The 16,433-nt window shown below is 68.1% G+C and carries 12 protein-coding genes; 1 reads left to right on the plus strand and 11 read right to left on the minus strand.

All coding sequences use genetic code 11. The annotated features are described in order from the left end of the window. Positions 1-80: 80 nt before the first annotated feature. The 4 genes from NP048_RS19005 to NP048_RS19020 are packed head-to-tail and all read right to left on the minus strand — an operon-like array spanning position 81 to position 6,944. Positions 81-1,274, minus strand: a complete 1,194-nt coding sequence (locus tag NP048_RS19005; RefSeq protein ID WP_227576882.1) for a Wadjet anti-phage system protein JetD domain-containing protein — start codon at positions 1,272-1,274, stop codon at positions 81-83. Next, entirely contained in the window at positions 1,271-4,708 is a 3,438-nt protein-coding gene (locus NP048_RS19010; RefSeq protein ID WP_256769382.1) for an ATP-binding protein, read from the minus strand. Before NP048_RS19010 ends, NP048_RS19005 begins: the two co-directional genes overlap by 4 nt. Positions 4,709-4,716: 8 nt before the next feature. Beyond that, positions 4,717-5,463 carry a DUF4194 domain-containing protein gene (locus NP048_RS19015; protein ID WP_227576884.1) on the minus strand — a complete coding sequence of 249 codons (747 nt, stop codon included), beginning with the start codon at positions 5,461-5,463 and terminating at the stop codon, positions 4,717-4,719. Continuing rightward, the gene (locus tag NP048_RS19020; protein WP_227576885.1) at positions 5,460-6,944 is read right to left on the minus strand and encodes a DUF3375 domain-containing protein; all 1,485 of its coding nucleotides are present in this window, start codon (positions 6,942-6,944) and stop codon (positions 5,460-5,462) included. Before NP048_RS19020 ends, NP048_RS19015 begins: the two co-directional genes overlap by 4 nt. Positions 6,945-7,439: 495 nt before the next feature. Between NP048_RS19020 and NP048_RS19025 the strand changes: the two genes are divergently transcribed. Next, positions 7,440-8,468 (plus strand): hypothetical protein, encoded by a 1,029-nt coding sequence (locus NP048_RS19025; RefSeq protein ID WP_227576886.1) that lies wholly within the window; start codon positions 7,440-7,442, stop codon positions 8,466-8,468. A 236-nt stretch (positions 8,469-8,704) separates the two neighbouring features. Here the strand turns inward: NP048_RS19025 and NP048_RS19030 are convergent, their stop codons facing one another. From NP048_RS19030 to NP048_RS19060, 7 genes are all read right to left on the minus strand, one after another. Beyond that, complete coding sequence (locus NP048_RS19030; RefSeq protein WP_255619902.1) at positions 8,705-8,833, minus strand: hypothetical protein; 129 nt, start codon at positions 8,831-8,833, stop codon at positions 8,705-8,707. A 71-nt stretch (positions 8,834-8,904) separates the two neighbouring features. Then, positions 8,905-9,186 carry a WhiB family transcriptional regulator gene (locus tag NP048_RS19035; protein ID WP_227576887.1) on the minus strand — a complete coding sequence of 94 codons (282 nt, stop codon included), beginning with the start codon at positions 9,184-9,186 and terminating at the stop codon, positions 8,905-8,907. Between the two features lie 56 nt (positions 9,187-9,242). Then, positions 9,243-10,871, minus strand: a complete 1,629-nt coding sequence (locus tag NP048_RS19040) for a TniQ family protein (RefSeq protein WP_227576888.1) — start codon at positions 10,869-10,871, stop codon at positions 9,243-9,245. Next, entirely contained in the window at positions 10,868-12,385 is a 1,518-nt protein-coding gene (locus NP048_RS19045; protein ID WP_227576889.1) for a TniQ family protein, read from the minus strand. The genes NP048_RS19040 and NP048_RS19045 overlap by 4 nt, the downstream gene beginning before the upstream one ends. Next, positions 12,382-13,452 (minus strand): TniB family NTP-binding protein, encoded by a 1,071-nt coding sequence (locus NP048_RS19050; RefSeq protein WP_227576890.1) that lies wholly within the window; start codon positions 13,450-13,452, stop codon positions 12,382-12,384. Before NP048_RS19050 ends, NP048_RS19045 begins: the two co-directional genes overlap by 4 nt. After that, positions 13,449-15,674 carry a hypothetical protein gene (locus NP048_RS19055; RefSeq protein WP_227576891.1) on the minus strand — a complete coding sequence of 742 codons (2,226 nt, stop codon included), beginning with the start codon at positions 15,672-15,674 and terminating at the stop codon, positions 13,449-13,451. The genes NP048_RS19050 and NP048_RS19055 overlap by 4 nt, the downstream gene beginning before the upstream one ends. Further along, the gene (locus tag NP048_RS19060) at positions 15,667-16,374 is read right to left on the minus strand and encodes a TnsA-like heteromeric transposase endonuclease subunit (protein WP_227576892.1); all 708 of its coding nucleotides are present in this window, start codon (positions 16,372-16,374) and stop codon (positions 15,667-15,669) included. The genes NP048_RS19055 and NP048_RS19060 overlap by 8 nt, the downstream gene beginning before the upstream one ends. Between the last annotated feature and the right edge of the window lie 59 nt (positions 16,375-16,433).

Below are 16,433 nucleotides of genomic sequence, written 5' to 3' on the forward strand. Positions count from 1 at the left end.
GAGAGTCGTCCAGTTGTATCGGCGAGGTAGTCAGGGCCGTACTCGCCGCGAACCGTCGACCTCACCTGAGCCGCCGCCGACTACGCATCGACGCTGACCTGGCGACGCTCGGTGACGACAGCGATCAGGGCAGCGCGGGCCACGTCCAGCGGGATGCGCTCCTGCTCAACGCGCCGCACACGTGTCCATCTCTCGTCGATGAGTTTGAAGTACAGCTCGCGCTGCTCTGCCGGCAGCTGCTCGACCGGGCGGGGCGGGCGGTTCGTTAGGTCCTTGCCCTTGGCGTCGACGTTCACCCCGTACCTCTCCCACCGCAGGTAGGTCTCGAAGTCCATGAGCAGCGGGACTGCCGGCAGCCCTGCGGCTCGAAACTCGTTGAGGATCTCCAGCCCATCAGCGTCCATGTCACCCCAGTACACGAGCACCTCGGCGTCCCGAATCCAGTTCACGGCGGCGAACGCGGCCGCGCCGCTGCCGGCGCCCTCGACCGCGATGGCGCTAGCAACCGGTGGGAACCACACCGCGGTGTCCTTGTTCTCCGAGATGAGCACGACCCTCGGGATGTACGGCAGGTGGGCGTTGTCACCAGTGCTTATGCAGTCGTGGATCCGTCCTCTGGTGGCGCGGTACTGCGGGTCCAGGTACGTGAAGTGCACACGTGACGGGTGCCGCGGCGCCAGGCCCAGGTCGTCCAGAATGGCCAGCTGCTTGACAAGGGCCTGGCGGGTGTTCAGCCACTTGGCGTGCATGCCCTCGATTGGCACCTGTCGCGGTGTAAGTCGGGAGTCCTGGTTCAGAGCGAACCAGGCACCGGCACGGCACAGCAGCTCGAAGTCGACGTCGTTGAGGTCGACGGAGCCGCTGAGGACCCGCTCCAGGTTCGGGTTCCCGTCGAACCGGTCCCGCAGGGCGGCGGCACGGTGCTCGGCCCGCACCAGCCGCTCCGGCCAGGGCGCTCCTGCCAGCCGAGCAGCCGCGGAGATGTCCTCGACGACCAGGTGCGTGGGCAACTGCTGGGCTGTGCTCGACACGTGCCGAGTCCGCCACCGAAGCTGCACCCGGTGCTCCTCGGCCCACGCCCACCACAACTGGACCCGCCGCACGTACGCGGGGAAGTCGCGCTCGAGCTCGTTCTGCGTGGGGTTGCCGATGGCGAACTCATGGGGCCATAGACCCTCAGCCGGTACGCCGGCTGCGCTCGAGGTGGCGTGCTGAGCCCAGGTGCGTGCGAGGCGCCGGGCCACGTCCGCCAGGACGGTGGGCGGGGTCTTCACCGCGGCTGCCCGGGTGTGGTGGTTCGCAGGGGCGTGACGTACGAGTACCCCTTGTCGACGCGCTTGGTGACCGACAGGACGAGGTCGGCGTACGGCTCCAGGGCGGTCACCTTGTCCAGCGGGGCGCCGATGATCAGCTGGAACCCCAGCCCACGCCACGCCTCGACGGCACGACCTGCGAACTCGCTGTCGGACTTGATGAACCCTTCATCGATGACTACGGGGGCGAACCTCGGACGTGAACGCAGGTCGTCCCCGAGGCGGTACCGCAGGGCTGCACCGACGATGAACGCGACAAGCTCCTGGGTCTCCCCGCCGCTCTTGCCCGCCAGGGACGAGTGGGTCGACAGCAGGTTCTGCAGCGTCACGTCGCGGCGTTCGGCGGTGATCTCCACGTGCCGGCGCACGTCGAGCAGGTGGTCGCGGTCGGCCAGTGCGGCCAGGTTGTTCGGCAGGTGCGGGTCGGCGCGCTCACGGATCCGGGCCATGAACTGCTGTAGGTCGAGGAAGCGTCGCTGCAGCTGGTCGTCGCTGACGCCGGTCGTGGCCTGCGACGACAGGCGCTTGAGCTCGGCCCGGAACGACGTCACGTTGTCCCGCTGCAGCCTTCGCAGCCGGATCTGCAACCGGTCGTCGGATGCCCCGAACGGCAGCTGGCGAAGGATGTCGTTGATCGGGCCGAGGCGGTCCTCGATCTCGTCGATGGAGGCCGTCATCGCGTGCGCCAGCGGCACGAGGTCCTCCCCACTCCACTCCACGAGTGCCTTGCGCCACTTGTCACGTCGTTCGTGCAGCCCGGTGGACTCGATAGCCTGGAGGATCTCGGCGTACTCGCGGTACGCGTCCACGCTCACCCCGAGGTTCGGGTTGTCCGGGTCGAATGTGGACTTGTACAGCCCGAACTGCCGCTCGAGGGCCTCGGTCGTCTGCTCCACTCGGCGCTGCGCCTCACGTGAGGTGGCGCGCAGCTTGTCGAATGTCCGAACCAGGGCGGAATCGAACCCCTCGAGGTCACCGCCGCCCGCCTCCGCGAACGCGGTGTCGAGCATCTGCTGCGTGGCCGGGGTCAGGTCGACCTCGCCGGCGTCCTCGATGCGGTACAGGTTGGTGTGGACGGTATCTTGGTCTTCGACGAGCTGCGCGTGTCGTGCGTCGAGGTCCTCGCGCTCCTCGTCCAGGGACTGCCGGCGGTGCGCGACCTTCAGGTACGCAGCCTTGGCTGCAGATGCCTGTTCCTCCAGCTCGTGCAGCTGGCTGTCGGCGGCCAGCAGGCGATGACGCTGCGTCTCCAGGTCCTGGATCTTGGCGTCGCAGGACCACACGTCGATATCGTCGAACGCGGTCTGACGCACGGTGGCGAACCGCGCGTTGCGTTCGTTCAGGGTCCGGCTCTGCTCCCTGAGGTCCGCCTGCTGCGTGGCGATCCGCGTCAGATGTACCTCAAGCTCGGCGATCTCAGCGTCGAGGTCGCCGATCAAGTCGGTGTTGCTGAACCCGATGATCGAGTGCTGCCCGGTCGTGCCGTGCGCACCTCGGGTGCCGCGGCGGGTCTGCCCGCTGAGGGTGACGCGCAGCTCGTCGCCGGCAAGCTCCTCGGGGGTGTACACGCAGCGGGCGTTGCGGGACAGAACCTTGCGCTTGACCCAGCCGGCGTACGGCGAGTCCTTGAACGTCAACTTGCCTGTCACCAGTGTGTCGTCGGCCGGCAGGCCCGGTTCGCAGGCGTGCCGTTCGACGCCCTCGAAGTGAAGACGCTTGCGCCAGGGAAGCGAGTTGATTGCGCGCGAGAGCCGCTCGAGGTGCTCGCGGGGCACGAGCATCGTACGGGCTTCGCCCGCGAGGAGCGTCTCGATCGCCAGCCGCCATTGGTCGTGCTCACTGCGGATGTCGATAAGCTCGGCGACGAAGGGCAGGTCCTCGACGTCGAGGCCTGCTGCGCTGGCTGCTTCCCGGCGCTGGTTGTCCAGGTCGGCTGGGACACGACCCTTGCGCTTCGACAGCGAGTCCTTCTCAGTGGCCACCTCGGACTTGCGCTGGTGCAGCGGGTACGACTCGTGACCCAGCCGGGCATGCTCGTTGTCGAGGTCGTCGAGTCGCTTGCCCAGCGCCGAAGCGAGGGTGTCGGCGACCTGGCGCACCGCGTCGAAGTCGTTGCGCCCGGCCAACGGCAGCGCCTCTACGGTGGCGACCTGCTGCACTTGCTCCAGGCGGCGGTTCCGGGCGGTCCGCGTGTCGTGCTCCTTGGCGATCTGAACGCCCAGAGCGCTCAGAAGCTGCCCGCCGGCGTCGTTGTACGCCGCGGCGGCCGCGTTGGACCTGGTCTCGGCCTCACGTTCCTCGGCGTCGATGGCGTGGCGCAGCTCGCGGTTCGTCGCCAGCTGGTCGCGAACCTGCCTGATGCGCTGCTCGAGCAGTCCGGAGCGGGTCCGAAGCTGCCACAGCCTGGCGGGGGTGTCTCCGGGGGTGGTCAGGCCGAGGGTGTCCAGGTCGTGCAGCTGCTGCACGGCTGCCTGCCGCTCGGTGTAGGCGGCGGTGATGGGGCGCAGGGTCTCGACCTTGCGCTGGTCGTCGACCATCGCCTGGTAGGACGCCTCGAGCTCGTTGAAGTGTCCGATGGCCAGGTCGGCCTTCTCGAACGTCTCTGGGCGTTCCAGAACCATGTCCTTGTACAGCTCGTCGACGGTGCGGATGTGCTGGCCGGCCTGGATGCGGGCCAGCAGACGCAGCGCCTTGGTGCCTTCGCCGCCAGCGCCGATGCCGAGCTTGGTGAAGATCGCTTGGCTGAACGCGACGTATTTGTCGTGGGTGCGCATCATGGGGAACGCGGCACGCAGCTGCTGCGTGGGGAAGTGGTCGTCACCGACGACGGCGAACCGTTCGAGGTCGTGCAGGTCGAACCCTCCGTCGAGGGTGAGCATCCTCATCGAGATCTCCCCGGACCGGGTGGCCCGCGCAGGTACCCAGTACGTGCGGGCGGCAGTGAACCGGTGCCCGTGGTCGGACACGAACGTCATCGCGACCGCACCCCACGTGGGCTTGCCGCGTCCGCGTAGCACCTTGTCGACCTGCTGCCCGTCCTCCTCGGTCGTGTCGAGCTTGCCGCGCAGGTACGACAGCAGGTTGCGCTGCTCGGCTGAGCGGGCCCGTCCCGACTGCGCCTCGTTGGACGCCCCGTTGAACGACGTCGAGGAATCCATCATCAGGGCGATGTACGCGTCGAGAATGGTCGACTTGCCGGCGCCGGATGCACCGGACAGCAGCGTCGAACCGGTCGCGAACTCGATGGGGACCACGCCTTCGAAGCCGCCCCAGTTCGCGACCTGCAGCAGCTCGGCGCGCCACTGCGGGTCGGGCAGCATCGTGTTCTGCGTGAAAGACGCTCTGGGTGACGCCTGTGGATCTGCGCCCATGTCGGTGAACAGCGGGTCGAGCATGTCGGTACTCACGCCAAACCCCCGATGCCCGTCAGCTCAGCGTCGGCAGCGCTCTGGTCGTCGCCCCGCAGGTCGGCGGCGGCCTCGTCGACCTGGGTCGCCGGGTCCTGCTCGTCGCTGTTGCGTTCGCGCACCCAGGCCAGCAGGGTGTGCAGCTTGTCGATCGGCAGCATCACTTCCACGGCGCGGGACACCACGAACCTGTCCCCGGTCGACGCGCCGATCAGCATGCCTGCCTTGTGCAGCGCGCCGATGGCGAAGTTGACGCTGCGGCGGTCACCGGACAGGTCCGTCGCGTGCGCCGGGCGGCGCTGGGCGACGAACTCCTGCATCTCCTCCCGGTCGACGTACACCCGGGTCTCCCCGGCGGCACTCTGGTTCAGGTACCGGGTGCGCAGGTACACCAGCAGCAAGGTCTCCTCACGGTTCCATGCTGTGTCGTACAGCAGTGTGGGGAACGGTGCGGCGCCGCCTTCGGGTGCGACCTGCCTCTTGTAGGCGACCTCCCGGCCGCGGTCCAGGACCAGTTCGAGGTACATGTCGTGAAGGTGCCGGCGTATCGGTCGGGGGTCTGCGGTGATCGTCGCCCAAGCCTTGGGGTGGGACTCCGCGGTGATGAACCGGTGCTTGAGCATCGTGATCAGCGCCTTGCGCTGGTCGGGGTCGAGCCGGCCGTCGTCCCCCTCGAACTCCGCGGTCCGCGACCCGGACTCGACGGATTCGTCGTCGATGTCCCTTTCAGTGTCGATGCTCATGCGTGCTCTCCGGTCGCGGGTGCGGGGCGTGCTGCCATGCGAGGGACGGTGAAGGTGCGCTTACGCCCGTCGGGGCGGACGGTCTGGTACTGCTCGGTGCCCTCGGTCGGTTCGATGCCGTCGTGGTTGGTCGCCAGCTGCAGTGCGCCAAGGATCTCCACGGGCCGGCGCAGGTCGTCGTCGAGTTGGACGAACATCTGCCCGAGGGTGGTGAACTTCCCGGCGTCGAACAGGTCGTTCATGTGCTGGCGCAGGGCACCGAGGGTGGGTCCGCCGTGTGCCTTGAGCTCCTGCAGGCTGAACGATGTCGGCGGTTCCTCCTCAGGGCTGAACAACGGGTCGGGGTCGCTCTCGATGCTCGGGTCGTAGAACCGTTCGCGCAGATGCGTGACCTCAACCCGCTCGGGGATCAGACGGACGTCAACGGCCGCGCGCCGGCCGGCGCCGCTCATCCATCGGGTCAGCTCGTCGTCGAGCTTCCGCAGCACATGCTCGAGCTCGCGGTCTCGACCCGGGTTATGGGTGGCGATGTACTCCCGCAGCGCGGCGGTCACCTTCGAGCGGCGGGTCAGGACCGACTCGATGCCGGTGTGGATGAGCCGCACGATGCCGCGCAGCTCGCGACGATCGGAGTCGGTGAGGATGTCGGCTCCCAGAGGGTGCTCCAGCAGCGCGTTCAGGTCCTCGCGCAGTTGCAGCAGCAGCGCCTCGTCACGCAGCAGGTCGAACGCGCCTTCGAAGGCGCGACCTTCGGCGGTGCTGCTCATCAGGTTCTCGGCGCGCTCGAGGTACTCGTCGACGACACGCCCGGCACCGACGCCTTCAGCGCGGAACGACTCCAGCAGGGTCTTACGAAGCGTCGTGAAGGACTCCTCGACGCGGGCGAAGTCCGACGGCAACCCGGAAACCAGGCCCTGCAGCTCGATGTACCGCAGCAGCATCGACTCCTCGGTGACCGTGGCCATCGGTCCGCCTTCGGCCAAGCGGTTGCGCTCGGCGGTACGGTGCGCGATCTCGGCGTCGAGGATCGCGATGCGTGAGGCACGGTCCGGGTTCGCCTCGGCGTTGAACCGACGAGCGGTTGCCACGATCGTCGCGATGCGATGCTCAGACAGCGCGGCCCGGTCACGCATCATGCGCTGCACGACGTCCAACGCCTCACGGGCGTGCGAGGTCAGCGAGTACGTCTCGGTCCCGTCATCTTCGGCGGACCGCACGAGCCACTGGCCATTCATCCACCTCTGGCACAAGGTGCGCCCGTCACCCTGCGGCAGCGGGGTCACGCCCGCGGCCTTCAGCTCGCCCAGGCACGTCTCGACGTGCTGGTGCAGGTTGACCGTGGGGACGCTGAGGCGTTCGTTGCTGAAAGTGGAGCGGAACAGCGCCAGGATCACCGCAGCGTCCCGCCGGTGCAGAAGGCCCAGCGTGGGCTGCTCGAAAGCGGTGGACACGCGCGCGAACTCACCGACGATGTCGCTCACGCGCACCTCCTTCCGCCGTTCACCCCTGGCAGGCCGGTGCCCTGCGGGTGCCGTCCTGTGCTTCCTGAAGCACTGTGCCGTACAGCACCGACAACCGATCTCGGCGCTGCAGCGCGGAGTCACCCAGGTAGCGCAACGGCTCCCACCCGAACGTGGGTAGGACGTGCTGGTGCTGCTTCTGGATTAGCGGGCGAGGCCCCGGGACTGCTCCTGGTTCTGTTGACTCCTGGCCTGTGGGGACGTGATCCTCGCTGAAAGGATCAGGATCGCTCCTGTTGCCTACCCGCCGGAGGCCCGGCGAGACGTGATCGCTGTAGCCCGCCGCGGGGAGCAGACCCGCCGTACGCCTTGTGCACATCAGTGGTGTGTAGGTGCGAGTAGGTGGCGCTCGCCAACCGACCGCGCGACCTGCACCGGTCGTCCTGCAGGACCGACTCGCCACGCACGCGGCGCGCCACCCATGGGCGCCTCGGGAGAACGGGCCAGACTGCTCGCGTGAGGTTCTTCCCGAGCGGCCCCTCTCCCTGGGGCGAAGCCGACGGATCCGGCGCGCCTCCGCCAGCGAAGGTCTCGAGGCGCACACTTCGCACCGCCATCGAGGACGCCCTGATTAGCGGCTTTACCCGCCGGAACTTGGAAGTCGTCCTCGTCGAGGAGCTCAAGCTGGTCTGGGAGGGCGACGACTCCGGGCCGAGCAAAGCGGAGTCCAAGCGAACCCTCGTCGGCGGCTACATCGATGGCTTGTTGCTGCCGCAACTCGTCGCGTTGGCTCGACGACTTGACGCAGAACTTGAAGTCCCCGAGCAACTCCTGACGGGGCTGCGACGCTACATCGACGCCTACGAGCGCGGCGGCGGCGTCGAGGCACCGACCAAGAACCTCATCTTTGCCGCGAACGGTCCCAAGCCCGACATCGTGCTGCGCGACGCAGTAAGCAACGACATCGAGATCGTGACAAACGCGGAGTACTGCCTCGTATACGACCGGCCGATCCAGGGCGAAGGCCTGCGGTACTCGCACCTCATCCAGTGGTGGCGCGAACGCGAGGACCTCCCGGACGCGATCGATGACCTCACCATCGGTCGACAGCTGCACAAACGGTTCCGCGAGTCCCTAGACAGCCAGGCCGAGCAGGTCGTGTTCGACGCCTACGCCACTCGCTACAAATCCTCGTTCGACATCCCCGCGCTGATTCCGCAGGTGTACCTCCACTACGACCCGTACAACCAGCGCACCCGCCGGGGGATGGCCAGCGGCACCAGGCTCGCTCGTCAGCGGATGGACTTCCTGCTGCTGTACAGCGACCGCCAGCGTGTCGTCATCGAAGTCGATGGGAAACAGCACTACGCCGAAGGGGACACCGCCAGCCCAGCCCGATACTCGGAGATGGCTGCTGAGGATCGACGCCTCCGGCTCGCGCGCTACGAGGTCTACCGCTTCGGTGGCTACGAACTCACCCAGAACCCGGACAGCACCGCGATGGTGCTGGACTTCTTCGAGCAGCTCGCCGAGCGAATGAAGTAGGGCGGTACCTCGCCCACCCGGCTCGGTGGGCGGGGCTGCGGAGAGCCCGGCCACGCCACGTCTCGTACGCGACGACGGTGACGCTGGCTGCGGCCTGGGCGATGTCGCGGATGAGCCGAACGGACAGGCGAGAGCGGGAGGCGAACGCCACCCTTAGTCGTCGTCTGCCAGATACGTGGGGCTCACGCCTCCATGACGAATGCCAGACAACTCTTGAGCGATCGACAGCAGGGCCGCTACTTCGGCGACTTGAGTTGATGGTCGATAGTGAGGTGCTCGAGGTCATCAATCGAACCGGAGCTCTTGCCCTTGGCCGCGCCGATGGTGCGCGCCAGAGAGTCCCATGCAGTTGCGTAGGTGCTCATGCCCCCTGACGGTAGCGGTGGCGTGTGGCCGGCACGTCGTGGGGCGGCACACGAAAGAGGGTTGCACCCACTCACCGCGCATCCTTCGTGAGGTATCGGCGCTCTTGAGCAAGGAGGCCGCCGCGGGCGCTGACCTGCCAGCCGGCCTGGACACGTTCGTGTGCCAGTGCGTCGAGCAAGCAGTCGGCCGCGACCGTGCACGTACCGCAGACGCGTCGTTGGTGCGCGATCACGGCGTCCGTCACCGTGTCGCGCTCGTAGAAGTGTTCGTCGCCGACGCACGCGGCGTCGTCCTCCCAGTCCGGGCGCGGCGCGCACCGGGCGCCGAACAGTTGGTCGGCGTGCGCTCGCACATCGGATGGGTCGCGGTAGCGGGAGCCACCCCGTGCCGTTGTCCGACCTGACGCGTTCACACGGCACCGGTCGCGTGCTGGGTCCGGGCCGCTTGGGTGAGCGCGGCAATCGCCAGTGGACGCAGGGAAGCCGCGAACTGACGGTAGGCGACCCTGCTGCGTCGGGCTGGAGGAATCGTCCATGCCGGGCTTGTGCTCAGCAGTCCGCCAGCGTGCACGCACCACAAGTAGGTGACCGCGTACGGGAACGACCTCGCCCGTGTCCCGGGACGGTGCTCCCCAACCCACTGCTCGAACCAGGCGTCGCTCGTCGCTAACGCGCGAACCTGCTGTTCGCGGTCCCGGTAGTTGCCCGTCATCTCGGCGCCGATGGCGTCGAGTGCGTCGGTCAGGCGTCGGGGGTCGGGGCGGCTTCGGGCGCTGACGCTACGCGCCGTTCGGGTGCCGAGATCGCCGTCGAGCCCGAGCATTTCGGCGGCGTCCGCCCACGTGGTGGCGCCGCCCCTTCGGGCCATGCAGAGCGATAGGAAGAGACGGTTCGTTTCGGCCTTGTCCGTGGTGAACAGGTGAGCGGCCTGGCGGCGGAAGAGCGGTTCCGGGACGACTTGGGGGATCCGTTCCGGATCGACCAAGGTGCCCGTCCTACGGAGGTGGGTGCTGATGCGCTGGTGCGGGGCGAGCGCTGCCATCGTCAAGCGGGTCAGGGCCGGTGTCATCGTGGTGTGGTCGGCGAGCCAGGCCAGCCGGGACTCAGTGCTGGTGGGGAGGATGTCGAACCACGGGGCCAGCAGGTCCGCTGCCGCGCTCACGCCGGGAGCGGTGAGGATCTGGTCCGCGGTGGTCAGCACGGCGGACCTGACCAGTGGGTCGATCGGCGGCGACAGATGCCAGCGCACCCGCCGGGTGTCTCGCGCCTCCCTTCGGACCTGGTCCATCCAGGGAGCGAGGCTGCTGGCATCGGCGTGGCTCGCAAGGTGCAGGAGCAGCACCGCGAGATGCCGCCCGGCGGCGAGGTACTCCTGGGCTGTCGCTACCGCGCCCAGCATGGGGACCGCCGACCCAGTGCACGCGACGTCGTGCCGGTCCTGCCGTGCGAGCTCGTCGCCGGCTGCCTTCGCCGTGGTGAGCCCTGAGACGTCGATGTCACACACGGTGCGTTCGCCGGTGGGGTTGAAGCAGCAGGTCCCGGCTCCGTGTCGGAGCGGTTCGTGCGGGTGGTCGGCAAATCGTCGCCCGCAGCCAGGGCAGCGCTCGATCAGGTAGCAGGAGTGCTCGGTGCAGATCGTGACAGTGGGCAGCCGCCAGGCCGTCCGCCAGCACCCGTCCCTCGCGAGGCAAGCCGGGCACGCTCCCGTGCCCTGAAGCCGAAACCAGCCGCGGCCTGCGACGGTCCGCCAGGACGACCAGCGCTGGGGATTCAGGCCGGCCAGGTCGAGGGCGGTCCCGTCGAAGCGCGAGAGCGTCGCGGCGACGACCCTGTGATGCGGAGCGCCGGTGAGCTCGGTGATCGACATGAGGGTTCGTTGGTCAGGCTTAACGGCGAGGAATCGCGTCGTGCCACCACCCCACCGAAGTGCGGACGCGAGCTGAGTGGTCAGCAGGCCGTTGTCCTCAGCCACGTGCTCGAGCCAGTCGGTGATGCACTGGTCTGCGGCCGGCTGGGACCGGACAGGGAGCGGACTCATGCGCCGGCTTCCCCCCTGTCGGCGACGACATCGCCGCGCTCGGCGACGAGCAGAGCAGGCCGGGTGGTGTCCGTCAGGTACTCCTCCACCGTCTGATGAAGAAGCAGCCTCTGTTCAGGATCGAGCCGTCGATCGAGTTCGAGGGCCGGATCGAGGAGGAAGTCCTCCACGGGTGGGCTGCACGTAATCGCGACCCAGATCCAGGTCTCGACGGCTTCCAGCGGCACAGGGTCGTCCGCGTTCCACAACTGGAAGAGGCGATGCAGGTGGCGGGCCAGGCCCGGCGCCTCAGCGAGGTGTTGACGCCTCTCGGCGTAGTCGACCAGGCCGTCCTCGACGAGCGCGTAGACGAACCGCCGGATGTCGTGGGCCGCCCTGGTGGCGATGCCGCGGCCGTGCGCCAGGCGGCGTGTCGTCCAGCCCGACCCCGTGACTCCGAGAGCGACGCGGGATCGGCGCTCGGTGTCCCTGTTGTGCACCGCGCCAGAGACGAGCATGTGTGTCACGACCGCAAGCTCGACTCGTTGCGCTCGGCAGTCATCGGGCGGGGCGAACACTTCCCCCTGCCGCCGGTCCCAGACCGGGATGTGATCTCCGCGTAGTCCCGTCCGTTCCTGCAGGTCCGCGATCTCCTGAGCCAGAGCCCTGTACCGGCGCCAGGCGTCGACGTCCCAGACGGGGATTCCGCTACTGGGGCCATCAGCGTTGATGTCCGGCAGCAGACCGTTCCAGTCGAGTCGCTCCGCGTACTTGGCCAGCGCCGGGTCGTCACTCAGTCGCTCCCAGCCCTCCTGCACCAGCCGACGCCGCGTTTGACGGTTCTCCAGCGCGCGAGAGCACTCCATGACGAGCACGACGGCATGAGCTGGCCGACCTGCGGGCACCTTGGTCCAGACGCTGTGCCGGTCGGTGAGCGCCTCGCGAATCTCGGCTTCCCACCCGAGCAGCAAGGGCCACTCGTCATCGGCCGTGAGGGCGACCAACGTGATGAGTGCGTACAGGCGTCGCAGCTCCAGCGCGTACCGTCGGTGGATGCGCGCCTTCGCCAGGGTGTCGGCGATGCGGCGCTGGGTTGCCACGGCCCGACGGTCGGGGGGGAGAGCGTCGAGCCGCGCGTCATCGGTCCGTTCGAGCAACGAGGGGCACGCGACGCACAGAGGGTGCAACGCAAGCTGCCAGTCCCGCAGGTAGATGCCCGTCGTCGAGGTGCACCGTGGGCACGTCCACCGCACGCCCGGCAGTCGCCAGCTCCGTGCCTGGCTCTTCCCCGGCCGCCCGGTGACGGCGCGCGGATAGACGTCGACCGTCATGGCCCTCACGACGCTCGGACTGAGGCCGAGCGCGGCGCCCAAGCTCTTGACCACCGCCGGGTTGGCGGAGCGACGAGCGAGCGTCCCAGGGGTGAGGCCGAGTGCGGCTGGCCGCACCCCGTTCAAGACGGCGGTCCGCTCGGCCAGCGAGTACAAATCCTCCCCGGGCGCCGGGTCCGGTCGGATGGGTAGCAGTTCCGTCATCGTGCAGCTCCGACCTGTCGCTGCGCCTCTGCCCGCTTCGCCCGCACCAGTACGGGGAGCATCGACTCCTCCGTCTTCGCCCTCTCCGAGAGGAACGCGGCGGCGACATGGGACTTTCTGATCGTCCAGGAGCCGTCCTCGGCTGCCATGTGCATCACTTGGCGGAGAAGGTCGACGGTGTCCCCCATGAAGCCCTGCGTGCGCCGCCAGATGTCTGGCGCGAGTGATCTCGGCAAGAGCCCTGGTTCGGCCGCAGGCAGGTAGGGCAGCAGAACTTGCTCCGCACCGTGCAGGAACTCCTGCCACTCCGCTCGGTGCTCTGGCTCGCTGCGGAAGGTCTCCAGCTGGATCACGTGGAGTCGGCCTGCGAGCTGTGGATCTGTGTACACCAGACTGTTCGCCTCGCGTCGCCCCACGAGGACGAGGGACCCGCCGTGCTGCCCCAAGACGGTGTTGATGTGCTTGAGGTGGTCGAGGACCTGCCGCGCGTCTCGGTTACCGAGCTGAAGCATGTTGATGTCATCGACGACCAGCAACTTCAGCCTGTGATTCTCGACGACGTCGGAGAAGCGCGCGACCAGATCGGGAATGAGTCCGTTCGTGGGGTATCCGAAGAAGCTGAGGACCTGCGTGGTGAACAGGCGAATCTTGCCGGATCCCAGATCGATCCAGCACACGGGAACGTCCTGCGCGTGGACCCCGGGTCGCGGCCGCCAGGTCGGCGGCGTCGGATCGTCGAACGCCGGTCCGAGCGTCTCCCGGTAGAACCGGTTGGCCCAGGCGCGCACCTGCGTCGACTTGCCCGCGGTGTGCTTCGCGGTGACCGCGACGACGTTCTTGGCGCCCGGTGCACGCAGCGCGTTGTCCTTGATGATCCGGTCGATCCGCTTCTGGGCTCGCAGACCTGCCGCCCATGGGAGTTGGACGTACTGGAGCCAGGCGTTGCGCTCCTCGATGTACGCCTCCAGTCGTCGAGTAGGCATCGCCCTCAACTCGCTGACGGTGTAGACCGCGGGCGGCTCGGGACCCGTGTGCCTAGCGAACTGGTGCCAGTCGCCGGCCTTCACCAGGAATCCGGATCGCTTGGCTCAGGCGGCCTGAACGGCCAGGAGTCAGCCCAGATCCCGAGGTCGTCGTCGCCTGTCGACGGTTCAGGCACCGGGGCCGGAGCGGCCGCCACGACCTCCGCGACGGTCATCGCGACATCGGCTTCGGTGTGGTCACGTCGGGATGACTCGAACCTCAACCGAGCCGCAGAGACCCGCTTCTTCCAGTCCTTCGGCACCACGCCGTCGACGAGGCTGCCGAGTTCCTTGACGATCTCGTCCTCGATGGCTGTGGCCGAGAGGAACGTTCCCCCAGGTCTGCGGCGGACCTCCGATCGGACGTGCTGAGCGAGCACCTCGGTCAGCGGTGCCTGCGTGAGGTGCGCCTTTCGCCAAGGCACCTCGACGATGCGCCTGGTCTCGGGGTGTCGGAACCACACTCGGGTGACGTCGTGCGGGTCGTACACGAACGGCATCGCACGGTCCTCCGGCCGAAAGGTGCCGACTGGCACGGCGCGGAGCCCGTTGAGGTGCTGGCTGTCGTAGACGAGGTCAGCGAACTCGACGCCGGCGGGACCGACGGTTCCCCAGCGCTGTGGCAGGAAGTCGTAGATCAGATCGGGCCGCTGCGGGACATGAAGCCGGCCGGAGAGCTTCAGCAGGGCGTCGAACAGCTCGATCGGCGTGAGATCGACCCGTTCTGCGCCTGGCCGGTGCAGCCCAGAGTGCGGGGTGCGGTGATAGTCGAGTGCCACCCACCGCCGCAGGAAGCGCTCCAGCTCGTGGGCTGTCAGCAAGGGCTCATCGCGGTGGGAGCCGGGGAGTCCAACCGTGCGGCCGCGCTGCGAGGGGTTGCGACCCTTGTAGCCCGGGAGCTGCTGGAGCCCTCTCTGAACGGTCTCGTGCCAGCGCTCCAGGATCCCGTTGTCGATCGGGCGCCTCGTCCGGGAGTACGCGGCGTCCACGCCGAAGCGTCCCAGCAGGTCGCGGAACACCTGCGAGACGAAGATGGAGCCGTGATCGGCGCGCACTGCTGCGGGCCTGACACCGGGCACCATGTGCTCGCCCTGCAGGCCCGGGGCGACGCGGGCGCTGCGGCAGGTTCGAGGGCATGTGACCTCGACACCGGAGCAGCTCGGGTGAGCGTCAGGTGCATCGGCGTAGAACTCGATCTGCTGGGGCACACCAGCCCATGCCCAGTCCGTAACCGTCGTGCCGTCGACGAGCATCGAGAACGGGCGCATCACGTCGTACATCAGCATCGCGGCGTCGTGGGCGTCAGCTGACATCGGCACGACGCGCAGCGCCAATATCGCTCGAGTCGCGAGGCAGATCGCTGTGATGATCTCGACACTGCAGGCACCGTTGCGGTCCGGGCACCAGACCATGACGTCCGCCCGCGTGACGTCGATCGCCACGACCTGGCCCGGAATCATGGCTGGATACGACTGCGATCCTGCTACGCCGCGAAGCTTGTTCGAGCGCTGCGCGCGGGTGGTCGCTCCGCGTCTGGACATCAGGTGGGAGACGTAGCGGCCGGACGCCCGCTGCGGTGCCTCCACCTCGTGACCCAGTTCGCGCAGCCGCGCATGGATCCGCCGGCGGACCTCGCGGAAACTGACGGTCGAGACGTCGCCGTCGAACTGGGAGACGACCTCGTGCGCTGCCTGTCGCCAAGCGAGCGGGATCGTCGAGAAGACCTCGACGGTCTTGGCCCGTCGGCCGTCCACCAGGCCGATCAGTCCGTCCCTGCTCCAGGCGTTGACCCACAACAGGAGAAGCCGTCCTGAGGTCTTCGAGAAGTCGCGGTCGCCGATGCGGCTCGTCGAGGACTCGTGGCGCAGCAGCGCTGCCATCCGCTCACACCGCGCGGTGACGCTCAGGCCCGACGCAGGATCGAACGCCGTCGACGGCTCCCCGGGGAGTGCGAGCTGCGGGTGCCCGTGCCGGAACCCGGTGACAACCTCGAGAACCACACCGAGTCGGAACATCGCCTCGTCGCGAGCCTCGGTGCTGAGGCGCCCCCACGCCTCTGCGAAACTGCGGAGAGCCGCCGGATCCTTCGTCCCAGGACTTGGCGCGACGGGGTCGATGTTGGTCAGGTCTAGCCAGGAGACGTCGTGGACGCTGCCCCGGACGTCCCGCAACTGCACGCCGGTGCGGTCCAGGTGGAGGACGACGGCGGTGCCGTCGTCGGTCAAGACCATGTCTCCGACGGAGATCTCGATCCGGTTCTCAGACATCGGTCTCGGCCTTCGCGAGCGTCAGAACGGTAACGGCACTGATCGCGTGGTCGAGGTCGACGACGAGCTCACCAGTCCAGATCAGGTGCCACACGAGCGCTGTGAGATGGCCGTCACCGGCGTCATGGGCAAGCACGTCCGCAACGGTCGTCCCGCCACCAGCAAGTGCGAGCAGCTGGCGTCTGTTCTCCGCGTGTGGCCAGTTCGGAGGTGCCCTGAACACTCCGAGCCACAGCAGGTTCAGACGCCGTGCCGGAGCGAACCCGGTGTGGACCTCGGAGCCCCAGCCGACTTCTCGGCAGGCCTGCGCGGTCAGCTCGACCATGCGATGGAAGCGTTCGTCCTGCCGCTCTTGCGGACGAACATCCCAGACCACGACGCGGCCGTCCCAGTGCTCGACCAAGAGGTCGGGGACGTGCACCGCGCTGTCGTCGAAGGTGAACGCCACCGGTTGCGCGACGAGCCAGGCCACGGATGGGTCGCGATCGAGTGACCGCGCCAGTTCGTACTCAAGACCTGACTCCAGGACGATGTAGTCGCCTGTCGTCGCACTCCACATCCGGACGGGCGCATGTCGAGACATCGCGTCTGCAGCCGGTCGCCGTACTGAGATCAGGTCACGAATCGGCGGTGTGCCGAGCCCCCAGTCCCACAGGCCGTAGCCGCCACGGTTCTGGCGAAACCTCCACGTTGCCGCCACGTGCGGCACCTCCCCACGGGCCGCACAGCACGCGTCGACAGGCAGCGCGACAACAGGCA

This window comes from Cellulomonas xiejunii (genome assembly GCF_024508315.1).
GTDB classification, from domain to species: domain Bacteria; phylum Actinomycetota; class Actinomycetes; order Actinomycetales; family Cellulomonadaceae; genus Cellulomonas; species Cellulomonas xiejunii.

What these genes read in the sequence shown, in the direction of transcription:
- NP048_RS19010 (WP_256769382.1), bottom strand. Translation starts at nt 4,708, where the DNA reads ATGCTCGACCCGCTGTTCACCGACATGGGCGCAGATCCACAGGCGTCA.
- NP048_RS19055 (WP_227576891.1), bottom strand. Translation starts at nt 15,674, where the DNA reads ATGTCTGAGAACCGGATCGAGATCTCCGTCGGAGACATGGTCTTGACC.
- NP048_RS19045 (WP_227576889.1), bottom strand. Translation starts at nt 12,385, where the DNA reads ATGACGGAACTGCTACCCATCCGACCGGACCCGGCGCCCGGGGAGGAT.
- NP048_RS19030 (WP_255619902.1), bottom strand. Translation starts at nt 8,833, where the DNA reads ATGAGCACCTACGCAACTGCATGGGACTCTCTGGCGCGCACCATCGGC.
- NP048_RS19040 (WP_227576888.1), bottom strand. Translation starts at nt 10,871, where the DNA reads ATGAGTCCGCTCCCTGTCCGGTCCCAGCCGGCCGCAGACCAGTGCATC.
- NP048_RS19015 (WP_227576884.1), bottom strand. Translation starts at nt 5,463, where the DNA reads ATGAGCATCGACACTGAAAGGGACATCGACGACGAATCCGTCGAGTCC.